This is a genomic window from Pseudoalteromonas sp. T1lg48, assembly GCF_002964785.1.
Lineage (GTDB): Bacteria > Pseudomonadota > Gammaproteobacteria > Enterobacterales > Alteromonadaceae > Pseudoalteromonas.
Genome location: NZ_PQCC01000018.1, coordinates 560,035 through 582,498 on the forward strand (window position 1 = coordinate 560,035; position 22,464 = coordinate 582,498).

The following is a 22,464-nucleotide window of genomic DNA, read 5'->3' on the forward strand; positions in this document are numbered from 1 at the left end:
GATGTTGATTGATTTTATTAGCCGCCTGTTGATTTCGCACAGCTCAGCATCTTGATTATGTGGAGTCTGGTTTTCGTGGCGTAACTCAGCCAGCTCAGCAGATATATTTTTGTAAGATTCTCTAACCGAGTACCAGGCAGGGATTAAGCGAGCGCAACGTAAATATCCAAGGTACAGCATCTGATTTAAAAAAGCCGCTATACAGCGGCTTTCTTAATTAGGATAGGAAGATAAACTTGAGCACAAACAGGATACTGAGTATCCAGACGCTGATACTCACTTCATTGGCCTTATTACATACCACCTTGACCGCGGTGTAGGCGATAAAACCAAGGGCAATACCGTGGGCAATCGAAAAGGTCAGCGGCGTCATCAGCAACACCACGGCCACAGGGATGGCGTCGGTCATATCGTCCCAATCAACCAGCTTGAGGTTTTGCAGCATCAAAATGGATACGTACAAAATGGCCCCGGCGGTGGCATAGGCCGGTACCATGGCGGCCAAAGGCGCGAAGAACATCATCAATAAGAAACAGGCGCCTACTACAACGGCGGTTAAACCCGTACGTCCACCCACAGACACACCGGCTACCGACTCAATATAAGAAGTGGTAGTTGATGTGCCGAGCATGGAGCCGGCAATGGTAGCGCTACTGTCGGCGCTTAACGCCCGACCAAGACGCGGCATGCGCCCTTCTTCATCCGCGAGACCCGCCTTTTGCGTTACCGCAACCAAGGTGCCCGAGGTATCAAATAAATCAACGAATAGAAATGCGAATACCACGCTGAGCATAGACAGCTCCAAGGCACCAGCAAAATCCAGCTGCATAAAGGTCGGCATAATTGAAGGTGGCGCCGAAACAACACCCTGGTATTCTACCAGGTCGAGACCCAAGGCCACCAAGGTAACCAGCATAATGCTGATCAAAACACCGCTTTTAATATCGCGATACAGCAGTGCAGCGATAATAAAAAAGCTCAAAATAGCTAACAGTGGACCACTGCTGGTGATATCGCCCATCTGTACCGGGGTCGCAGGGCTGGCAACAACGATGCCGGCATTTTTTAGGGCGATCAAGGCTAAAAAAGCACCTATGCCCGTGGCAATGGCCCGTTTTAAAACCAAAGGAATAGCATTGATTATCCATTCCCGCACCTTAAACAGACTCAGCAATAAAAAGATACTGCCCGACATAAAGACTGCACCCAGCGCCGCTTGCCAGGTATAACCCATGCCTAACACCACACCATAGGTAAAAAAGGCGTTCAGTCCCATCCCCGGCGCCAACGCCAGCGGATAATTGGCCCAAAAACCCATAATAAAACAGCCGATGGCCGCAGCTATACAGGTAGCAACAAAGGCCGCGCCCTGATCCATACCCGCTTCGGCCAGCATTGCCGGGTTAACAAAAACAATGTACACCATGGTGATAAAGGTAGTGATACCGGCAACCACCTCACGTTTCACAGAGCTTCCATGCGCTTTGATCTTAAAAACACTCTCTAGCATTGGTCTTTTTCGAGCTAACAAACAAGCCGGCAATGCTAGCATAAATACGGACAAATGACCGCACAAATACCGGTTTTCAATCACATTCCCATGCAACTTTTTAAGGCATTTAAAAATTACCGTTTAAAAAAGAGGCAAAAAAAGCTTGCACCTAATAACTGTATAAACTACTGTATATTTATACTGTATAAAACACTGTATATCGTTTACTTTACCCCCAGCGAGGCAATTATGTTACATACAGCAACGGTTCGACGCGTAAAAAGCTATCAGCAAGAAAACCCCGCAGCCATTAACCTGGTGCATACAGGCGATGAGATCTCGGCGTCGTTTGAGTTACTAAAAATTATTCACCGCTACAACAGCAGTAATGGTTGGACCTTGTTGGTTGCACCGGATCATATTCCAAGCCGCGACCTCCTTGATTCCTGCTCTATCGATACCAGTAAGCTGTTGGTGATCCGCCGTAAACACATCGTCGACTGCGAGTATATGCTTAATTGTGCATTGCAAAATGGCCGCTTTGCCGCCATTGTCACCTGGACGGATATCGTCACTCCGGCACAACTTGAAAGCATGCAACTTAATACCCATCAGGCCAAGGCACAATTATACTGTTTTGCCTCCGATACCTATGATGAGCAGGCCACACTGCCCCAAGCCATGCAAATTTGTTAAGATAGTGTTTTTGCCTGTGTGAGAACATGTATGTGTTATTGTGGGTCGACAAAACAATATGCGGATTGTTGTGGTCGGTATATCGACGGAGGGGCCCAGGCTGGCGATCCCCTCACTCTGATGAAATCGCGCTACAGCGCTTTTTGTACCCAAGCCACAGAGTATCTGGTCGCCACTTGCTCGGCATCTGCACTGCAGAACAATCAGGCCGAAGATGTAGCCGAGTTTGCCTCTGCGGCTAACTTTATTGAGCTTGAGATAGTCGACACCGACCTAAGCGCTCAGCCCGCCGAAGTTGAATTTAAAGCTTTTTATATATTTGCCAACACCCTGTGCTGCATCCACGAACGCTCGACCTTTATTCAACAGAACGGTCAGTGGTTTTACGACTCGGGCACCTTAATGCCCACGTCAGAGCGTAAGCTAAGCCGTAATGACCCTTGCCCCTGCGGCAGTAATAAAAAATATAAAAAGTGCTGTGGAAGCTAAATTAGAAAACGCCCTTGCGGGGGTTGCAGGGCGTTGATAAGGGTACTTATTCTCTTGGGCCAACCGGCACCATGATGTGGGCATAAGGGGTTCCTTTCCACATAACATAGGGGCCACCTGCATAAGGGTCTGTGGGCAAGCTATCCAGTAAGGCATTGTCCGGCATAATAATCATTAAATGCGGACCCTCTACAATCCATTGGTTGTCTTCGGTTTCCCCTTCGGCATAAGGGTCGGTATTACTGGCACCACCATCACCGGCCAGCATATAGGAAATACCTACAGCCTTGGCCTGAAATGGCTTTTTGTTGGTCCAGGCATCGGCCCACTCCATCCAAGGCCCATCCATACACATGGGGGCGGTACCGCTTAAACTCGGCGGTGTGGGGAAACAAGTATAATTACTACTGCCTTCCTGCAGCACATTTTGTTGCCAGTCCATGACTGTGACCTTATCTCTTAGCGTCGGTGGCGCGGCGCTCAGAGCATCCTCTAGTAAGGCCTGTGTATCTTCATTAGCAGTGGCTGAGCCGGCCAACGCGGCCAGTGAAGCGCTCAGCAATAGAGCGTTTGTTTTGTTCATAACACTATCCTCAGGTGAGTTTTACTACCTTAAATACTGCCTTAAAGAGTATAGACGCCCTTGGCCCGGTGCCCAGTATTTATGGTGGGCGCTGGAGTGTTATGCGCTGATAAAAAGATTTTGTGCTTTTATCTCGCTGATCTGGTCATAAAAAGCCCCTGCATCCATTTGCGCTTCATTGAGTGCGGTTGCCTGGTAGCCATGCTTTGCTTGCACATTGGGTGCGCAGTTAGTAAGGACGGGCAAAGGCAGATGCATGGCATCGTCTCGTATTGCCAACGGCGTGGGCGCCAAACAATCCTGCATACGCAGGCTGGTTAGGGAGCTCATTGCCAGGGTCTGGCGTTGCCCTTGAGTCAGGGCAATATTATAAGAAGGTGGCGCGCATGGCCTGGGCTGGGCCGCACCGAGTTGCCGGCGCAGCTGCTCGTCGCCGACCATAGGGGCTTCACAGCGAGTCTTAGGCAGCTGAAACTGAGCAAAATCCAGAGCATCATAAGAGAGCGCAGCCAACAGCAAAGCAAAGTCATTACGACGCTGTTGCGTAATACTGCTATTAAGTGCTGTTCCTAATTGTGCCTCATTGATAAGCACCGACTCGATTTGCATAAACTTTCGACAAGCTGATTTATATCTATGCTGTTATCGGCAAAATTTAGTATTTCTTTAGTTTTTTTCTTTACTTGAATGCTCAGTTTGCTATTATCGCCGCCGTTGCTTAGGAGGGGTTCCCGAGCGGCCAAAGGGATCAGACTGTAAATCTGACGGCATTGCCTTCGCTGGTTCGAATCCAGCCCCCTCCACCACTTTTATTAAGTTTTATAAGCACGCATCCATTTTTAGTGGAGGGGTTCCCGAGCGGCCAAAGGGATCAGACTGTAAATCTGACGGCACTGCCTTCGCTGGTTCGAATCCAGCTCCCTCCACCACTTCTTTCTTACTGTTTCCAGTAACAAAAATATCGAATGTTCTGTGGCCCTGAGGCTAACTCAAGGAAAATTGCTAAGCGATACTAAAACTCCAACTCCAAACTAATTCCCCGCTGTCGCAACCAGTTTTTTGCCTCTTGGGTATGCACACAATGCTGATTAACCAGCTCCCAAAACCTGGGTCCGTGATCCATATAACGAATATGTGCCAGCTCATGCACCACAACATAATCGATCACCCATTTTGGTGCGCCCGCTAACAGAGTATTAAAGGTCAATCTTTGCCGACGGTCGCAACTGCCCCAGCGGCGCTTATACACACGAACCTTAACGTCCTGAGCCTGCACGCCCATACGTGGCTGCCAGTAGCCTAATCGAATATGAATAAATTGCGCTAACTCCTCTGCCATAAACGTCAATAAAAGCGCTTTGGCTTTTTCCTGCCGATTTTGTACCCGATTGCCTATGCTTATTTCAATGCCCTCGTCCAGCCATCTTACGTGACTGACGTTATCGCTTTTGAGCAGCAAAGGCTGTTTTTGCCCAAATAAGGTTAAGACGCCTTCATCTAAGGGCTGGCTTTTTTCGCTGTGCAGCGCACTCTGGCGTTGCAGTTGTTTAACGATCCAATCTCGCTTACTGGCGACAAACTCGGCAATAAAGTGCTCGCAGGTGCCCGTTGGTGCTTTGACCTGAAGCTGCCGGGCTTTAACGATAATGGCTACGGTGGAGCGCTTCGCGCTATAGGTGATCTGATAATTCATCGGCATCTCGGGTGCCACGCCTTGGTACAAATTAACGCCTTACTTTGGGTAATGAGTCATTGAATGGGTTAATGATATAAAGCCTTTTTCACAGCCAGATTAAAGCCAATTATGCACGGCCTCATATTCGAAGCAGGTGATCTCGTGCATATTGGCACTTGGGTCACGAAAGTAAAGGGAATGGGAGACCTGATGATCCGCCAGGGTCACCTTAATGCCCCGGCCTTCAAGATGACGATACCAGTCAACAAAGGCCCTGGCATCGGCGGCAAAGGCGATACCATTGCTGCTGCGATTACCTGAAAACAGCGCCAGGCATATGGTTTTGGCTTGATCTTGCAACATCAAGGGACCATCGTCCTGATGGTGATACCAAAATTCCAGCTCCGGCACTATCTCAAAGCCCATCACATCACGGTAAAACACCAGCGCCTGCTCCATGTCTTTAACCTGCAGGTGGCAATGATGTACCCCCCGCAGTGGCGGCGGATTAGTCATAGTTAATCCCTATCTCTTGGCCAAGCTGGCGTAAAAAATCTTGCATATAGGCGGTGCGGTGCTCGGCTTCAAGGCGAGCGCTTTGGGTGTTCATGGTCTTGGCAAGGCCGAGTAACTTTACAAAAAAATGATCTAAGGTGTATTTACCGTCGTCGGCCTCGCGCTGCTGGCCAAACGGGTCGCTGGGATGATACAGGCCGCGACAAATGGCGCCGCCTACCTTCATGCAGCGACTGATCCCCACCGCGCCCAGGGCATCCATGCGGTCGGCATCTTGAACAATTTGTGCCTCCAAGGTCACCGGCGTAACATTGGCGCTAAAACTGTGGGCGACAATGGCATGATGAATGGGCTCTAGATATTGCTGTTCATAGCCTATGCTATGCAAGAATGTCAGTGCCTTATCGGCGGCAAGCAAGGAGGCCTTGGCGCGATCCGGGTGGTTTTTCGCCACCGCCACACAATCATGCAGCCAGGCCGCGGGCAATACCACCGCCATTTCGGCCTGCTCCTGCACACATAGCTTCTTGGCCACCTGCACCACACGCTCGATATGGGTAATATCATGGGCCGAATCGGCACTTCCGCAATCGAGGATAAAATCTCGGCATTGTTGTTCTAATTGCTGCATCGCTTTGGGCAATGTTGGGGCCTGATTATTCACTGTCTCTCGCTCTATTTTTGGCTAGATTTTGGGTTTCACGGATATAAGCGCATTGGTCTTTGTAGCTGACAATAAATGACTGCCGCGCAATTGGCAAAATTAATTTGAGTATCGGCCCGGCACTGCCTAGAATAGCGCCTCAATTTACTATCAGGAGCTGCTATGGCCGGCGCAATTTATCTTCAACCTGGGCGCGAAAAATCACTGAAACGCAAACACCCTTGGATTTTCTCCAAAGCCGTAAAAAAAGTGAAAGGCAATTTAGCCCTTGGCGATACAGTTACTGTCTATGACAGCCAAGGCAAATTCCTTGCCACCGCAGCATACAGCCCTGAGTCGCAGATCCGTGCCCGGGTATGGAGCTTTGACGAGCGCGAGCAAATTGATGTGGAGTTTTTCCACAAGCGTCTGCTGCGCGCCCTGGATGTGCGTCAACATACCATAGCCGAAGGTGGTTTAACCGGCTATCGTCTATGCGCCGCCGAATCCGATGGCCTTCCCGGTATCACCATAGATAAGTTCGCCAACTATCTGGTGTGCCAGTTGCTCAGTGCCGGTGCCGAGCGCCACAAGGGCGATCTCATCGCCGCCTTGCAGCGCATCTTCCCCGACTGCGCCATCTATGAGCGCTCCGACGTTGATGTACGCAAAAAAGAAGGCTTGGCACCGACTACGGGCCCATTGGTTGGCGATGCGCCCAGCGCCCCGGTACTTATCGAAGAAAATGGCCTAACCTGTGAAGTAGACATTATCGGCGGCCATAAAACCGGCTTTTACCTGGATCAACGTGACAGCCGTGCCGCTCTTGAGCGCTATGTAAAAGACAAGGAAGTGCTCAATTGCTTCTGCTACACCGGCACCTTTGGCTTGTATGCATTGCGCGGCGGCTGTAAGGAAGTCACCAATGTCGATGTGTCACAAAACGCCCTGGATATTGGCAAGCGCAATGTTGAGCACAACAAGCTGGATATCAGCAAGGCACACTTCGTTAAGCAAGACGTGTTTAAGCTACTGCGAGAATATCGCGAGCAAGGGCGTACCTTTGACACCATAGTCATGGATCCGCCGAAATTCGCCGACTCCAAGGCTCAGCTAACTGGCGCCTGTCGCGGCTACAAGGACATCAATATGCTGGCGATGCAGTTACTGAAGCCCGGCGGCACCTTGTTAACCTTCTCGTGTTCGGGCCTGATGGAGCAGAATTTATTCCAAAAAGTGGTTGCCGATGCCGCATTGGATGCGCACCGAGATTTGTTGATTGTCGAGCGTCTAAACCAGGCTGCCGATCACCCTATCTCAGGTCCCTACCCGGAAGGCTTTTACCTTAAAGGCCTAGTGTGTAAGGTCTACTAAAAGTAACTAAACCCTCGGTGAGTGCAGCCCTGCACTCACTTATACCCTTTCGGCTAGCTCACTTCCAGCATTTGCACGCCGACACTGTATTGGCCATCGTCCTCACGGGTACATCGCACCACTCGAGTTAAGGCATTTAATGGTGCCACACTGGCGGTAGCGGATTGAATTCGCACCTTGATGGTCGCTCCGGGATCGACGGCGGTGTCGAGAAATAACTGCATGCCGGAAGCGCTCAAATCGTGGCAAATGGCCGTTCGACTAAATACCTCTTGGCCCTGATTAACCTCAACGGTGGCGTGGGCATTAACCAAGATGCGCCGGAAGTTGCGTTGCTCTTGATGATAAAGCATAAGGATCTCCTCAAACTGCTTTAAATCAGTGTCTGCAAGCTCTCCATTAGCTCGTTCATCGCCAGAGGCTTCACAAAAAAAGCATCACAACCAACCTCAAAGGCGTGTTTTTTAGCCGCTTCAGACTCCAGTCCAGACACCATCAAAATAGGGATGTCTTTGGTCTCTGGCGTGTTTTTCAATATGCGACAGGTGTCGAATCCGTCCAGTCCGGGCATGCACACATCCAGCATGATCGCGTCGGGACGAAAAATAAGCGCTTCTTTTAAACATTGCTCACCTGACTTTGCGTATTTCAACTCAAACTGTTCACCTAATACATGAGTGTAGAAGGTAAAATTAAAATACTCATCATCAACGACCAGTAGCCTGGCTTTATTCTGTGTACGCAACGCGATCTCGCTCCTTGTCTATGCGCTTCTCATAATGGTAATTATAACCTAGCTGACGCTAAGCTCACACCCGCTTAAGCTTTGCTAAGATATTCATTTATAACATTAAGGACCCGTTTCGCTGACACCGGATAGGGAGTCCCCAGGGTTTGCGCAAATAAGGAGACGCGGAGCTCCTGCTGCATCCAAAATAATTCTTTCAATGCCTCGGGTTGTGGTTCTCCCTTAGGGTGCTTGGCCAGACATTTTTTATATGCCTCGGCAACCTTATCGAGCTCCAGGGTACAGAGACGATCGCGGTTAGGGTCCACCGGCAGTTTTTCCAGACGACGCTCTATGGCCTGCAGATAGCGGCCTAGGTCGGCCATTTTATCCGCGCCGTGGTGACTGACAAAGCCTTTAAAGATCAGGCTTTCAAGCTGCGCTTTGATATCGCCATGAGCGGTGATCATACTGAGATCGACCTTCCCGCGCATACGCTTGTGAATGGCATGGGCGCGGCTCAGTACCTGCTCCACCTGCAGGGCAATGGCCACTACGGTGTCGCCGAGTTCACCGCGAATGCGTTCCTTGGCGGCATTAAATTGCTCAGTTTCACGAATATCGCCGAAATCCGCCAAGAGCTTATCCACGGCGGCGGCAATACAATCATCAATTAACAACTGCACCTTGCCAAAGGGGTTAAAGTACAGACCCAGCTTGGCTTTATTCGGCAGGTTTTGCTGCAAATATTTTATTGGTGATGGAATATTCAATAACACCAGACGACGCAAGCCCTGCTGATGTGCCGCCTGGGCCTTGCTGGGTGAGTCAAACAGCTCGATGGCGGTACTGTCTTTTTTATCCACCAAGGCGACAAAGGCTTTCACCTCGTATTGGCCCTGTTTTTTCACATAGGATTCGGGCAGCGTATCGAATTGCCACTCGGTTAAGCCCTGACGTTCAATCCCTTCATCGGCTACCTGTGAGAGGGTATCGCTGACCTTATCCGCCAACTTGGCTTTGAGGGAATCCAAATCATAACCGCGGGCCACCAGCTTGTTTTTGTCATCGCGCACTTCAAAGGCTATGCGCAGATGCTCATCCACGGCCAGGGGATCGAATTGCTCGGCTTCGACCTTGGCCCCGGTCATACGGAACAAGCGCAGTGCCAGAGCGTCCACCAGCTTCCCCTGCAGCGGCTCTACCGAGCTCAGCACCGCATCGGCATAGTTGGGCGCCGGCACAAAGTTTCGACGCTGGGCCTTGGGTAAGGTTTTGATTAAGGCGCAAATTAGCTCATGCCTAAAGGCCGGAATATGCCAGTCAAAGCCCTCACTCTGGACCTGATTCAGCAGTGCCAAGGGTATTTGTACCGCCACACCATCGATATCCTGTCCAGGCTCAAAGCTGTAGCTGAGCGGCAACACCAGGTTGCCCTGCATCCACACATCCGGGTAATTGTCGGCCGTGATGTCATCGGCGCCATGGCGCATCAGCGCCTCTTTGCTCATATGCAAGAAGCGTTTATCTTTGCGCTTTTGCTCTTTATACCACTGCAAGAAACTAACGCGGTTACACATATCCGCCGGAATATGCTTGTCGTAGAACTCGTACAGGGTATGCTCGTCGACCAAAATATCGCGACGACGCGCCTTGTTCTCTAAGTCCTGCACCTCTTCAATGAGTTTACGGTTCACCTGCAAGAAGGACTCGTTGGCGCCTAGCTCCTGCTCCACCAAGGCGGTACGGATAAAGATTTCACGGCTGACTACCGGGTCGATTTTGTCATACTGGCTGCGCTTTTTCGCCACTATGGTGAGGCCATACAGGGTTTGCTGCTCAAAGGCGATGACCGCCCCGGCTTTTTTCTGCCAATGAGGCTCACTGTAACTGCGCTTGACCAAATGCTGCGCCAGTGGTGCCAGCCATGCGACATCGATTTTGGCATTGATACGGGCGTAGAGCTTGGAGGTTTCTACCAGCTCCGCCGACATCAGCCATTTAGGACGTTTTTTAAATAAATTAGAACCTGGGAAGATATGGAACTGGCTGTTACGCGCGCCCTGGTAGAAGGCATTTTTCTCGTCCTTTTGCCCCACATGACTCAATAAACCACTGAGCAGAGCCTGATGCAGGGTCTCAAAACTGGGCTCATTGCTTGCGTCTTTTAAGCCCATTTCCTCGCAGATAGTCGACACCTGATAAACGATGTCCTGCCATTCACGAATACGCATATAGGCAAAGAATTCCTGCTTACAAAGCTTACGGAATTGATTATTGGTCAGCGCTTGTTGTTGCTCTTCAAGGTAGTTCCACACATTTAAAAAGGCGATAAAGTCGGAGTTATCGTCGTTAAAACGACCGTGTAACTCGTCGGCCTTGCCCTTTTTATCTTGTGGGCGCTCGCGCGGATCCTGAATCGCCAAGGCGGCGGTGATGATGATCACCTCACGCATGGCGCCAAGCGGCACACTGGCCAACACCATTTTCGCAAGACGCGGGTCAAGCGGAATGCGCGCCAAATCACGGCCCATTTTGGTGAGCTCGATTTGATTACGTTGCTTTGCCGGTTTAACCGCTTCTAACTCTTCGAGTAAACGTACACCGTCATTAATATTGCGGCTATCCGGTGGCTGCACAAAGGGGAAACGGCTGATATCGCCAAGCCCAAGGCCAAGCATCTGCAAAATAACCGAGGCCAAATTCGTGCGCAGGATCTCCGGATCGGTAAACTCGGGGCGCCCTAAAAAGTCTTCTTCTGAATAAAGGCGAATACAGATACCCGCCTCTACACGTCCACAACGACCCTTACGCTGATTGGCACTGGCCTGAGAGACGGCTTCAATGGGCAGGCGCTGTACCTTGGTACGATAACTGTAACGGCTGATGCGGGCGGTGCCCGGATCGATAACGTAGCGAATGCCCGGCACCGTCAAAGAGGTTTCCGCCACATTGGTGGCCAGGACGATACGGCGCTTATTACCGGGGTGGAAAATACGGTTTTGCTCGGCATTGGATAACCGGGCATACAAAGGCAGTATCTCGGTATGCTTGAGGTTGCGCTTGCTAAGGGCATCGGCGGTGTCGCGAATTTCCCGCTCACCATTCATAAAGATGAGGATATCGCCCGGCCCCTCGTCGTAGAGCTCATCTACGGCATCGAATATCCCTTGCAACTGATCGTTTTCATCCTGCTCCTCATCACTGCCGCTTAGCTCTGTGATCGGCCTGTAGCGCACTTCAACCGGATAGGTGCGCCCGGACACCTCGATAATGGGGGCGTCGTTAAAGTGACGAGAAAAACGCTCCGGATCTATGGTGGCCGAGGTAATAATGACTTTGAGGTCTGGGCGCTTGGGCAGGAGATTTTTCAGATAGCCAAGAATAAAATCGATATTCAGGCTGCGCTCGTGCGCCTCATCAATAATGATGGTGTCGTACTGGTTGAGATAGCGGTCGTTTTGGATCTCAGCCAGCAGGATACCGTCGGTCATCAGTTTAATATAACTGCGCTCGCTGACCTGATCGCTAAAACGAATTTTAAAGCCGACGGTTTGGCCAATTTCACTGTCTAATTCTTCGGCGATACGGGCGGCAACGCTACGTGCCGCGAGACGGCGTGGCTGAGTATGACCGATTAAACCTTCGACACCCCGGCCAAGCTCTAAGCAGATTTTTGGTAGCTGAGTGGTTTTACCCGAGCCGGTTTCACCGGCGACAATCACCACCTGGTGGTTAGCAATGGCCGCTTTAATGTCTTCGCGTTTTTCACTAACGGGTAAGGCCGCTGGGAAGCTGGGCTTAGGCAGCTCGGCCAGGCGTTTGGCGCGAGCGGCAATACTGGCGTCAACAGCTGCGGCAATTTTGGCGATCACACCCTGCTGCTTTTGGGCGTCGGCTATTTTTTGCGCCCCTTGTAGGCGTTTTTTGAGTATAAACTGATCTTTTTTCAAACACTCATTGAGCTTGGCATACAAGGATTTGCTGGCAGACACACAGGCCCCTAACTAACGGCATAAAATGGTCGGCCAGCTTAGCAAAATATCGCTCTAAAGTGTATCGTTAGACAAAGCGTTTTCCAGGCGCATAATTGTCATGTAAGTGCTTATCCAGCGCCAACAAAATGTGTGCCCGAGTGATTATGCCCAGCAACCTGCCTTGTTCATCGCACACCGGATACATTTTCGGCTTATCTATCTTCATGTTTTCGGCGAGCGTCATCACGCTGTGCTCAGGCGAAACACACAAGGGATCCTTGGTCATCACATCCCCAATCACACAATGGGCTTCGTTTTGATAGGTTGAATTAAGCATTTGTTGCAAGCAGTCTTGCTCGGAGACAAACCCTATGACGGTGCCGAGATCATCGACCACCGGACCACCGGTTTGACAGCTTTGAAGTAGTTTTTCCACCGCGCTTTCAATGGACATATTGGCTTTGAAAGTCACAGGTCTGTGGTTATAGTAATCAGCGACTTTGATAGATTGCATACGCACCCCCAAAATTATTAGCGCCAACATACTAAATATAGTTGGCGCCAGGATTTTTGCGTAGCTAGGGGAGTATTTATTCGTCTTTAAAAATAGCCACATAGGTTGGGGTATTGCTGCTCTTACTGGCACGATACATGCCTTTGGTATTAAACGGCATGCTGATGTTGCCCTTGGCATCGACGATGATCACCCCACCTGTGCCACCGGCTTCAAACATGGGTCCAAAAATAACCTCATTACCCGCCTGCTCAATGCTCTTTCCTTGGTATTGCACCCGGGCGCAAATATCGCTCGCTACCTGGTAACGAATGAAGTATTCACCATGCCCCGTGGCAGAAACCGCACAGGAGGCATTATCGGCAAAGGTACCCGCGCCTATTACCGGGGAATCGCCGATACGGCCAAAGCGCTTGGCCGTCATGCCGCCGGTCGAAGTGCCAGCGGCGATATTGCCGTGGCTATCGAGTGCCACCGCGCCCACCGTGCCCATTTTGTATGATGTTGGCAGCGCCTGATGCAGGGCCTGGTAATCTTTTGTGGCCGGCTTGGCCTTATCCAGCTTTTCCTTGGCCTTAAGTAAAGCTTTATAACGATTTTCGGTATCAAACACACTGTTTTCCACCAGCTTCATGCCCTGCTGCTGAGCAAATTCTTCAGCCCCAACGCCGCTGAGCATCACATGCACGGAATTGGTCATCACCAGACGGGCTAAATCGATAGGGTTTTCAATATGCTTCACCCCGGCAACGGCACCGGCTTCACGGGTACGGCCATCCATAATCGAGGCATCGAGTTCATGCTCACCCTCGTAGGTGTACACAGCACCCTTACCGGCGTTAAAGTAAGGCGAGTTCTCCAGCACATTAATGGCCGCATTGATGGCATCAAGGCTGGCGCCACCTTGGTCTAACACCGCATAGCCTGCTTCCACCGCTTCATTTAATTTGGCCCGATACGCCTTTTCTTGCTCCGGCGTAAATCGCGCCTTTTCAATGGTGCCGGCACCGCCGTGAATGGCGATGGCGATTGGATTTGCAGAAGTCTCTGCGAATGACGAAAAAGAAGACATGCTAAGAAGTGCTAACGCACCGAGTAAAGACGATTTCATACCTTGCCTTAATGATGGGGATAATAGAATTCCACTATGCGCAATGTTCCTAACGGGCGCAAGCACTTGCGATAAAGCGTTTTTCCTTTTTTCCGCAACGAGTTGCAGGCATAAAAAAGCCCGAGTGGTTAGCTCGGGCTCAAAGTTGGGATTTTTTACCTGTTACTTGCTTAAATCCAGCATCAGCTTATTCAAGCGGGTTACAAATCCGGCTGGGTCTTTTAAGCTGCCGCGCTCGGCAAGCAAGGCCTGGTCCAGCAGTACCTCTGACCACTGAGTGAACTTGTCTTCGTCCTGCTCATTGTTAAGGTGCTTAACCAGCTGGTGCTCAGGGTTTAGTTCGAACACAGGCTTGGTTTCCGGCACCTTTTGACCAACGGACTCCATAAGCTTGATCATCTGTGAGCTCATATCGTGCTCATCGGCAACCACACAGGCCGGTGAGTCCGTTAGACGATGGGTAAAGCGTACTTCCTTGACCTTATCGCCCAGCGCCGTTTTAATGCGCTCAAGCAAGCCTTCTACTTCCTTCTCAGACTCTTCTTGGGCCTTTTTACTCTCTTCGTCGTCCAAATCGCCTAAGTCTAAATCACCGCGAGTGATCGACTGGAACTGCTTGTCCTGGAACTCGGTGAGGTGGCTCATCATCCACTCGTCGACACGGTCGCTCAGTAGCAAGACTTCGATGCCCTTCTTACGGAAGATCTCAAGGTGTGGCGAGTTCTTCGCCGCTTCAAAGCTGTCGGCCACCACGTAGTAAATCTTGTCCTGGCCTTCGCTCATACGCTCAATGTACTGCTCGAGTGACACATTCTGCGTCGCTTCGTCCGTATGCGTTGAAGCAAAGCGCAGCAGCTTGGCAATGGCTTCTTTGTTCGCCATGTCTTCCGCCGGACCTTCTTTGATCACGCTGCCGAATTCATCCCAGAAGGTTTGATACTCTTCTGGTTTATTCTTACCCATGCGCTCAAGCATTTTCAACACGCGAGACGTACAGCCCTTACGAATTGTTTGGGTGATCTTGTTGTCTTGTAAAATCTCACGAGACACGTTTAGCGGCAGGTCGTTTGAGTCCAGCAGACCTTTTACAAAACGCAGGTAACTTGGCATAAACTGCTCGGCGTCATCCATGATAAATACGCGTTGTACGTACAGCTTTAAGCCACTTTGACGCTCGCGGTTATACAGGTCAAAGGGTGCGCGCTTAGGAATGTACAGCAAGCTGGTGTATTCGGTTTTACCTTCCACCTTGTTATGTGCCCAGGTCAGCGGCTCTTCCCAGTCGTGACCTACGTGCTTGTAGAACTCCTGGTATTCTTCATCGCTGATCTCCGACTTATCACGAGTCCACAGCGCCTCTGCCTTATTGATGGCTTCCCAGTGACCTGGTTGTGCTTCGATTTTCTCGCCGTCCGGGCCTTCTGATTCCGGTACCGGCTCACGGTACATCTCGACCGGAATGGCGATGTGATCCGAGTATTTATTAACGATGCCGCGCAGGCGGAAATCATCGAGGAATTCTTTTTCATCGTCGCGCAGGTGCAGGATGATTTCGGTACCACGGCTGTCTTTGTCGATCTCGGCCAGGGTGTAATCGCCCTCGCCTTTTGATTCCCACTCGATAGCGTGCGTTTCACCGGCTTTGCGCGTGCGCACGGTTACTTTATCGGCCACGATAAAGGCCGAGTAGAAACCCACACCGAATTGACCGATCAGCTGCGAGTCTTTGGCTTGGTCGCCGGTCAGGTTTTTGAAAAATTCTGCGGTGCCCGATTTAGCAATGGTGCCTAGGGCGCTGATCACTTCATCACGGGTCATACCAATACCATTATCGGCAATGGTCACCGTGCCCTTGTCCTTATCGGCGCTGATACGCACCTTGAGTTCGGCATCGCCTTCGTACAGGTCGCCATTTTCAAGGGCTAAAAAGCGCAGTTTATCTGCGGCATCAGAAGCATTCGATACCAGCTCACGCAGGAAAATCTCTTTGTTTGAATACAAAGAGTGGATCATTAAGTTAAGCAGTTGCTTTACTTCAGTCTGAAAGCCGAGCGTTTCTTTTTCTGATGTTGCTGTCATTTCTCTCTCCGTTAGCAAACAGGTTCAACTGAGTAGGTTGATAACCAGATATGCTCTTGTATATGGGGTGATGCGGTTGGGATTCAAGAGAGAAAAAACGAAAAAAGCGCCAAAAGGCGCTTCTTTGTTGGATTTTAGAGCAAATCAATCGTCAAAGGTAACCTGCTTACGGCCGTTAAAGGCATGGGATAAGGTCATGCCATCCACCAGGTCCAGCTCACCACCGACAGGCACACCGTGAGCGATACGCGATGCACCCACCTGGTATTGCTTACACAGCTCGGCAATATAATGGGCGGTGGTTTCACCCTCTACCGTCGGGTTGGTTGCCAGGATCACCTCGTTAATGTCTCCCGCAGCCAGCTTCTGCTCCAGCACATCCAGGCCAATTTCTTTTGGGCCAATGCCATCAAGGGGGGACAAGTGACCCATTAAGACAAAGTACAGGCCCTGATAATGCCCGGTTTGCTCCACCGCTAATACGTCGCTGGGCGATTCCACCACACACAGCAAGCCGGAATCCTGGCGTTTAATATTAGCGCACAGCTCGCACTGCTCTTGCTCGGTAAAAGTACGACAACTGTTGCAATGACCAATATCCACCATGGCCTGACTTAACGCAGCCCCCAATTGGCTGCCACCCTCACGGTCACGCTCCAATAAGTGAAAGGCAATCCGCTGAGCCGATTTCGGGCCTATGCCCGGTAAACAACGCAAAGCATCAACAAGTTGAGTTAATTTTGGCGAAAGCTGCATGTAAATTCCGATTAAGCTGCGACACTGTGTAATTCAGCGCTCTATTATGTGGCGTTAAGGTATCAAAACCAAGCGCAAAAGTATAAGGGAGTTGTTAGCCCTACTTTGAGGCCGACTCGATTAGCTCTCGATATGGCGTAACTTTAAGATCTGACTGGGTACTGTGTTTCTCATACAAGAAAGTGGTCGAGCCACCACCCTCTTTGTAGGCATTTAAAGGGCAATCATCGGAAAGGTTACTCCGAGTGCCGCTCAGCAGCATGTCGGCCTTGCCATCGCCGTTAAAGTCGGCGATTAATTGCACAAACAATTTAAGCGTATCCTTTACCACACCACACTCTCGCGTGTGTGAGCCTAGCTCGGCCTCAAATAAGCGTGGGTGACTTTCGTTATTAACAAGCGAGAGCTCACCTAGGGTCTTGCCTTTAACCAGGGTTTCAAGCTCATGTTGGGCTTGCTGCTTCATTTCGTCGCTCTCAAGCCCACCAGGTAATGGAATGATGCTGGCGGGAATATTGTGCCACCAATTGGCTGAGTCCATATCAAAATGATTTTCCTTGCCCACCTTGACCTGTTCAAGCAGGGTCAACTCGGCGCACGCTGCACCGTAGACGAGTTCCCGGCCAAACTCCTCTCGTGATTTGCCATAGCAACCGCGCTCGAGCAAGGCTGAATACTCATCGCAACTGGCATATTTTCTTAGGCTTCCCTGTGTATCCGCATCCGGGCAAAAGAATTCGCCACCGTCCTCAATCATTCGTTTAGAGGGTACTTTATATTCTTCGATTGCCTGGAGGGTATTAAAGCCTCGGTCGCCGGCCTGGACGTGAGTCGAACCAAGTGCAAGCAGTTTAGCGGCCAATGTAATCGCGGTGAGTTTATACTTCATAACAGAGCGTCCTTTCTCTTGGGATTTTTGCGGGTTTCTTATGTGCCAATGATAAAACATCGGGGCAGATGTGGGTATTGGTCATAGGGACTAACAGGCAAAAAAATAGCGCCCTAAGGCGCTAATTTTTATGATGTTCTTGATTAGAACGGCATTTTGAAGCCAGGAGGTAAGTTCATACCACCGGTTACTTCGGCCATGCGCTTCTGGCTTTCTTCGGCTACACGACGTACGGCGTCGTTACAGGCCGCAGCCAGTAGGTCTTCAATCATGTCCTTGTCGTCTTCCATCAAGCTTTCGTCTAGCTCAACACGACGGACATTGTGACTACCTAGCATGGTTACTTTAACCAGGCCGGCACCGGCTTCACCGGTCACTTCTAAGTTTGCGATTTCTTCTTGGGCTTTTTGCATGCGCTCTTGCATTTGCTGCGCTTGCTTCATCATGTTGCCCATTCCACCTTTAAACATAGTGTTCTCTCTTCATTTAAATCTATGCTGGCAAAGATAAGGCCAGCGGGGAAAAATTACAATGGCTGCACCGAGTTTTCATCAAGGATCGCCGAAAATTGCGTCATTAAGCGCTGCACATTGTTATCGCTGTGCATGGCCGCCACCGCCTGTTGTAAGCGCTGAGCGTCGAGTGCTTCCTGGATCAGTTTTGGCGTACCCGCTACCTCAGGACTAAAATCTATGTGCAATTCGATGGGCTCACCCAGTTGCTCACTAAAACACTGCGCCAAGCGTTCACGCAGCGCCGGGCCATCCAGGTGTTGCTGACTGGCATCAACCTGCAAAAACACCTGATTTTGTTCCCTACGGTAACAGCTTTGCAGGGCAAACTGACGGGTACGCCCGCCTAAATTCATTTCGTCTATCAAAGCTGCCCAGGCATCTTGCTGATGGGCAAATTTGATATCACTGATACTGCTGGTAAAGCCCTCTGGTACGGGGATGGCCACAGGTTGCTCTTGCATCTCGGTGTTTGTCACCGGTGCCTTCAACTGTTGCAATAACTCGGGCGCCAGCTTTTGCGGATCCGGCTGGTGCCTGTCGAGCAAACGCTGTGCCGGCGTTTGCTTACGCTTGGCCGCTGCTTGCTGTTGCTGAGCAGGCTCAGTCGCGGCCACTGCGGGTGCAACTGCAGTTGCAACTGCTGTATCAAAATGGCTTGGTGATGCGCTTAGTTCGGCCCGCTCACCCCGGGCCGCTGCCTTTTTTAGGTCATCGCCACCTTGGGTTGCTACCCCTTGGCTTGGTGCGGTCGCAGCTGTTGCAGCGGTTGCACCGGCAGACGTCGCCAATTTACGGTTTTGTAAAATTCGGGCAATGGCCGATTGGGTTTGCTCTTCCAATGCCTGAAGCTGCTCGACCGGGGCTGCCTCTTGAGGTTGAGACTCCGACGGGACGCTTGCTTGCGACGGGTGCTCAAAATTTGGTTGCTCTTGCACTTCAGGCTTTGCTGCAAGCACAGGCGCAAGCTGAGGCTCAGCCACCGGCTCGGCCATCGATTCGGTTACATTAGGCTCGGCGGGCGGGCTGCTTTGATAGCCTAACTCCTGAGCCTGTTGCAACACGGCATCAAATTGTGCCGCGGCCTGTTGCTCCTGCGCTACCTCATTGTCCATTTCATTAGAGAAGGACATGTCCGGTGCAACTGCAGGTGCGGGTGTGGCCTCTGGTTTAACGGAAGCCTCTTGCTTAGCCTTGGGCACCGCCTCTGGCATCGCTTTTACCGGCGCCTGTGTCTTTGCCGTAGCCAGCTCATTATTATTGCGAGCCAGCATGGCACGCAGATTAGCCGCTTGCTCTTGGCCTGAAGCCTTAGGTGCGGTCATCTCGCCCACATTGGCTTGCGCCGTTGGCACCGAGGTTAACGCCGCGGGTTCAAAGGCCAACAGGCGTAACATCAGCATTTCAAAGCCCACCTGTGGCGAGCTACTCCATTGCAAGTCACGTTTGCCGCTTAGTAACAATTGATACAGGGTATGGATATGCTGAGGATCGGCACTGTTGGCCGCCGCACTCACATATTCACCGTCACGCTCATTAAGCGCCGCGGCACTGGGCACCAGTTGCGTCAGTTGAATGCTGTGCATCAGGTTTAATAAATCGTCCAACACCGCAACATAGTTGGGGTTGCGCTGCGCCAGGGCACGAGTCTGCTGCATCAACTCGGCGCCATCGTGCAGAAGCACGGCACTGAGTAACTGCTGGGCAAAACGCACATCCATCAGGCCGAGCATATCTTTCACGGCCTCTTCCACCAGCTGCCCGTTAGTTTGCGCTATGGCTTGATCGGTGAGGCTCAAGGCATCGCGCATACTACCGTCGGCAGCCTTGGCCAGAACTTCCAAGGCGGAGTCTTGATAATGGATTTGTTCCTGACCGAGAATATGCTGCAACTGGGTGCTGATCTGCGGCACCGATAAAGCGCTCAGATTAAACTGCAAACAACGGGATAAGATGGTCACCGGCAACTTTTGTGGATCTGTGGTCGCCAGTAAGAATTTCACATGCTCGGGAGGCTCTTCCAAGGTCTTCAACAGCGCATTAAAGCTGTGTTTAGAGAGCATGTGCACCTCATCGATAAGGTACACCTTGAATTGTCCTCGCGTCGGCGCATACTGGACGTTATCAAGGATTTCGCGGGTGTCTTCGACCTTGGTGCGTGATGCCGCATCGATTTCGATAAGATCTATGTATTTACCCGCTTCGATATCCACACAGGTGCTACATTGACCGCAGGGCTGTGCTGAAATGCCCTGCTCACAGTTCAGGCTCTTGGCAAAGATTCGAGCTATGGTGGTTTTACCCACGCCTCGCGTCCCTGTAAACAAATAAGCATGGTGTAAACGCTGTTCATTAAGCGCGTTTACCAGTGCCTGTTTTACATGGTCTTGACCAACAAGTTGGTGAAAGGTTTGCGGTCGCCATTTCCTGGCCAGAACCTGATAGCTCATGCTTAATCGCCTTCGAATTCGACTAGTTTAAATACGTCAATTCCCTGTTGGCTCACTCGCTGCTCACCGCCTAAATCGGGTAAGGACACCACAAAAGCGGCATGGGTTGCTTCGCCACCCAGCTTGGCAACAAGCTTAGCAGTGGCTTCGATAGTACCACCAGTTGCTAATAAATCATCAACTAACAATACCTTATCACCGGCAACTATGGCGTCTTGGTGCAGCTCCAGGGTATCTTCACCATATTCTAACTGGTAGCTTTGTGCAATGACCGCGCGGGGTAATTTGCCCGGCTTACGCACCGGAATAAAGGGCACACCTAACACATAGGCCAACGGGGCGGCAAAGATAAAGCCGCGGGACTCGGTACCAATGATCTTGGTAAAGCCAAGGTCTTTGTACTTGTTAACCATATGATCTATGGTGAGTTTTAATGCCTTAGGGTCGGCTAATAAACTGGTAACGTCACGGAACATAATGCCCGGTTTAGGATAATCGGCAACCGTAGCTATGGATTGCTTGATGTAATCAAGATCAGCAGCGCTCATATTTCATTTCATGTTTAAGTTTTGTTTAGCGCTGCATTATATACCCAAACGACGTGAAGATACATGCTTCAGCGCTATCGCAGGGAGCTCAATACACGGCATGACTATGCAGGAATAACGTCCCTTCAAGTTATCACAACACACCAGTGGAGCCTCTGTGAAACACCCAAAGGACAAGGCTGAAATCTTATATTTTTTGAATTTTGGGTCTCTGTTCACAAAACAAAAAAGCCACCTGGCTAGAAACTAGCGAGGTGGCTCAAACACGGAAAGTATTTACTTACAGCGCAGCAAAAACCGCGTCTGTTTTGGCAGCACAGATGAAATCATTCTTGTGCAAGCCTTTAATAGAGTGCGACCACCAAGTAACGGTCACTTTGCCCCACTCGGTCAACAGACCTGGGTGGTGACCTTCTTCTTCGGCCATGGCGCCCACTAGGTTAGTGAACTCGAGTGCTTGCTTGAAGTTTTTGAACTTAAATACACGCTCAAGCTGCATAATGCCATCACGTACTTCAGGCACCCACTCAGGGATATCTCTGATCAATACTGCCAATTCATCATCTGACACCTTAGGCGCATCCGCACGACACGCTTCACATTTTTGTGCGCTTAATTCAGACATTACTAATTCCTTAACTTGCTATTTTTTCTTTAGGGGGAAACTTGGGCTCAAACAAGCCTAATTCTTTTGCCTCGGCCACCAACGCCATCAGATCCATTTGTGAAATATCAAATAAATCATGAATAGAATTAATGGTGTAGTACACCGGTTGCATAATATCGATTCTGTACGGCGTGCGCAGCACACTCAGTACATTCATTGGGTTAATTTCTGGCTCATCACCATACACGTACTGAGTTTCACCCGGGCTCGATAGAATACCGCCGCCGTAAATACGCAGGCCATTATCCGTTTGCATTAAACCAAACTCAACGGTGAACCAGTATAGACGAGCTAGATAAACGCGATCTTTTTTATCCGCCGCATAGCCTAGTTGCCCATATTTGTGGGTAAACTCGGCAAAGTCCGGGTTGGTCAGCATGGCGCAATGACCAAAGATTTCATGGAAAATATCCGGCTCTTGCAGATAGTCGAACTCTTCACGGGTACGAATAAAGGTCGCCACTGGGAACTGCTTATTTGCCAACAGGCGGAAAAACTCATCGAAATCGATAAGTGCAGGCACAGGTGCTACCTGCCAGCCGGTTTCGCGTTCTAATACTTCATTGAGCTCATGCAACTGCGGGATACGATCATGTGGCAGGTTAATTTTCTTTAACCCTTCCAGGTACTCGTCACACGCCTTGCCTTCGATACAGGCCAATTGACGCTCAACCAGTTCCGACCAAATTTGGTTCTCTTCATCGCTCCAGTGGATCACCCCGTTCTCATCGGGTGTCTTAGAGACATATTTACTTGACTTAGCCAT

Annotated in this window: 22 protein-coding genes and 2 tRNA genes; 5 read left to right on the top strand and 19 right to left on the bottom strand. The window is 50.5% G+C overall.

Translation table 11 applies throughout. The annotated features are described in order from the left end of the window. Positions 1–217 precede the first annotated feature (217 nt). Positions 218–1,510 carry an NCS2 family permease gene (locus C2M29_RS11750; protein WP_105189952.1) on the bottom strand — a complete coding sequence of 431 codons (1,293 nt, stop codon included), beginning with the start codon at positions 1,508–1,510 and terminating at the stop codon, positions 218–220. A 231-nt stretch (positions 1,511–1,741) separates the two neighbouring features. Here C2M29_RS11750 and C2M29_RS11755 point away from each other — a divergent pair, with 231 nt between their 5' ends. Together C2M29_RS11755 and C2M29_RS11760 are read left to right on the top strand one after the other, a co-directional pair. Then, the gene (locus C2M29_RS11755; RefSeq protein ID WP_105190258.1) at positions 1,742–2,188 is read left to right on the top strand and encodes a hypothetical protein; all 447 of its coding nucleotides are present in this window, start codon (positions 1,742–1,744) and stop codon (positions 2,186–2,188) included. Positions 2,189–2,218: 30 nt separating this feature from the next. Then, entirely contained in the window at positions 2,219–2,677 is a 459-nt protein-coding gene (locus tag C2M29_RS11760) for a YchJ family protein (RefSeq protein ID WP_105189953.1), read from the top strand. Between the two features lie 46 nt (positions 2,678–2,723). On the opposite strand, the gene C2M29_RS11765 is transcribed toward C2M29_RS11760, so the two are convergent. Then, on the bottom strand, positions 2,724–3,260 hold the full coding sequence (locus C2M29_RS11765; protein WP_105189954.1) for a hypothetical protein: 537 nt from the start codon (positions 3,258–3,260) through the stop codon (positions 2,724–2,726). Between the two features lie 99 nt (positions 3,261–3,359). Beyond that, positions 3,360–3,869, bottom strand: a complete 510-nt coding sequence (locus C2M29_RS11770) for a VC2046/SO_2500 family protein (protein WP_105189955.1) — start codon at positions 3,867–3,869, stop codon at positions 3,360–3,362. Between the two features lie 112 nt (positions 3,870–3,981). On the opposite strand from C2M29_RS11770, the gene C2M29_RS11775 reads away from it, so the two are divergent. Both C2M29_RS11775 and C2M29_RS11780 read left to right on the top strand, forming a co-directional pair. Then, positions 3,982–4,066 (top strand) — tRNA-Tyr (locus C2M29_RS11775). A 38-nt stretch (positions 4,067–4,104) separates the two neighbouring features. Further along, a tRNA-Tyr gene (locus C2M29_RS11780) sits at positions 4,105–4,189 on the top strand. A gap of 83 nt (positions 4,190–4,272) precedes the next feature. Here the strand turns inward: C2M29_RS11780 and C2M29_RS11785 are convergent. From C2M29_RS11785 to C2M29_RS11795, 3 genes are all read right to left on the bottom strand, one after another. Next, complete coding sequence (locus tag C2M29_RS11785; protein WP_105189956.1) at positions 4,273–4,983, bottom strand: M48 family metallopeptidase; 711 nt, start codon at positions 4,981–4,983, stop codon at positions 4,273–4,275. A 69-nt stretch (positions 4,984–5,052) separates the two neighbouring features. Next, positions 5,053–5,451 carry a VOC family protein gene (locus C2M29_RS11790; RefSeq protein ID WP_105189957.1) on the bottom strand — a complete coding sequence of 133 codons (399 nt, stop codon included), beginning with the start codon at positions 5,449–5,451 and terminating at the stop codon, positions 5,053–5,055. Next, positions 5,444–6,082: an HD domain-containing protein gene (locus C2M29_RS11795; protein WP_199774884.1), complete on the bottom strand. Its 639-nt coding sequence runs from the start codon at positions 6,080–6,082 to the stop codon at positions 5,444–5,446. Before C2M29_RS11795 ends, C2M29_RS11790 begins: the two co-directional genes overlap by 8 nt. Positions 6,083–6,277: 195 nt before the next feature. Between C2M29_RS11795 and C2M29_RS11800 the strand changes: the two genes are divergently transcribed. Then, positions 6,278–7,468, top strand: coding sequence for a class I SAM-dependent methyltransferase (locus C2M29_RS11800; protein WP_105189959.1), 1,191 nt, complete (start codon positions 6,278–6,280; stop codon positions 7,466–7,468). 53 nt (positions 7,469–7,521) lie between these two features. Here the strand turns inward: C2M29_RS11800 and C2M29_RS11805 are convergent, their stop codons facing one another. The 13 genes from C2M29_RS11805 to phhA all read right to left on the bottom strand — a co-directional run bounded on the left by C2M29_RS11805 (position 7,522) and on the right by phhA (position 22,464). Beyond that, a complete protein-coding gene (locus C2M29_RS11805) occupies positions 7,522–7,821 on the bottom strand; it encodes a PilZ domain-containing protein (RefSeq protein ID WP_105189960.1) in 300 nt (99 codons plus the stop codon). A gap of 20 nt (positions 7,822–7,841) precedes the next feature. Then, complete coding sequence (locus C2M29_RS11810) at positions 7,842–8,213, bottom strand: response regulator (protein WP_233998414.1); 372 nt, start codon at positions 8,211–8,213, stop codon at positions 7,842–7,844. Positions 8,214–8,287: 74 nt separating this feature from the next. Next, positions 8,288–12,190 (bottom strand): ATP-dependent RNA helicase HrpA, encoded by a 3,903-nt coding sequence (gene hrpA, locus C2M29_RS11815; protein ID WP_105189962.1) that lies wholly within the window; start codon positions 12,188–12,190, stop codon positions 8,288–8,290. 67 nt (positions 12,191–12,257) lie between these two features. Further along, the gene (locus C2M29_RS11820) at positions 12,258–12,686 is read right to left on the bottom strand and encodes a CBS domain-containing protein (RefSeq protein WP_105190259.1); all 429 of its coding nucleotides are present in this window, start codon (positions 12,684–12,686) and stop codon (positions 12,258–12,260) included. Positions 12,687–12,762: 76 nt separating this feature from the next. Then, positions 12,763–13,797 (bottom strand): isoaspartyl peptidase/L-asparaginase family protein, encoded by a 1,035-nt coding sequence (locus tag C2M29_RS11825; RefSeq protein ID WP_105189963.1) that lies wholly within the window; start codon positions 13,795–13,797, stop codon positions 12,763–12,765. A 162-nt stretch (positions 13,798–13,959) separates the two neighbouring features. Next, positions 13,960–15,876, bottom strand: a complete 1,917-nt coding sequence (htpG, locus tag C2M29_RS11830; protein WP_105189964.1) for a molecular chaperone HtpG — start codon at positions 15,874–15,876, stop codon at positions 13,960–13,962. A gap of 144 nt (positions 15,877–16,020) precedes the next feature. Continuing rightward, positions 16,021–16,632: a recombination mediator RecR gene (recR, locus tag C2M29_RS11835; RefSeq protein WP_105189965.1), complete on the bottom strand. Its 612-nt coding sequence runs from the start codon at positions 16,630–16,632 to the stop codon at positions 16,021–16,023. Positions 16,633–16,732: 100 nt separating this feature from the next. Beyond that, positions 16,733–17,521: a hypothetical protein gene (locus C2M29_RS11840; protein ID WP_105189966.1), complete on the bottom strand. Its 789-nt coding sequence runs from the start codon at positions 17,519–17,521 to the stop codon at positions 16,733–16,735. A 143-nt stretch (positions 17,522–17,664) separates the two neighbouring features. Continuing rightward, complete coding sequence (locus C2M29_RS11845) at positions 17,665–17,991, bottom strand: YbaB/EbfC family nucleoid-associated protein (RefSeq protein ID WP_105189967.1); 327 nt, start codon at positions 17,989–17,991, stop codon at positions 17,665–17,667. Between the two features lie 56 nt (positions 17,992–18,047). Next, positions 18,048–20,483: a DNA polymerase III subunit gamma/tau gene (gene dnaX, locus C2M29_RS11850; RefSeq protein WP_105189968.1), complete on the bottom strand. Its 2,436-nt coding sequence runs from the start codon at positions 20,481–20,483 to the stop codon at positions 18,048–18,050. Positions 20,484–20,485: 2 nt separating this feature from the next. After that, positions 20,486–21,031, bottom strand: a complete 546-nt coding sequence (gene apt, locus C2M29_RS11855) for an adenine phosphoribosyltransferase (RefSeq protein WP_105189969.1) — start codon at positions 21,029–21,031, stop codon at positions 20,486–20,488. Positions 21,032–21,311: 280 nt separating this feature from the next. Beyond that, entirely contained in the window at positions 21,312–21,656 is a 345-nt protein-coding gene (locus tag C2M29_RS11860; RefSeq protein ID WP_105189970.1) for a 4a-hydroxytetrahydrobiopterin dehydratase, read from the bottom strand. A gap of 10 nt (positions 21,657–21,666) precedes the next feature. Then, the gene (phhA, locus tag C2M29_RS11865; RefSeq protein WP_105189971.1) at positions 21,667–22,464 is read right to left on the bottom strand and encodes a phenylalanine 4-monooxygenase; all 798 of its coding nucleotides are present in this window, start codon (positions 22,462–22,464) and stop codon (positions 21,667–21,669) included.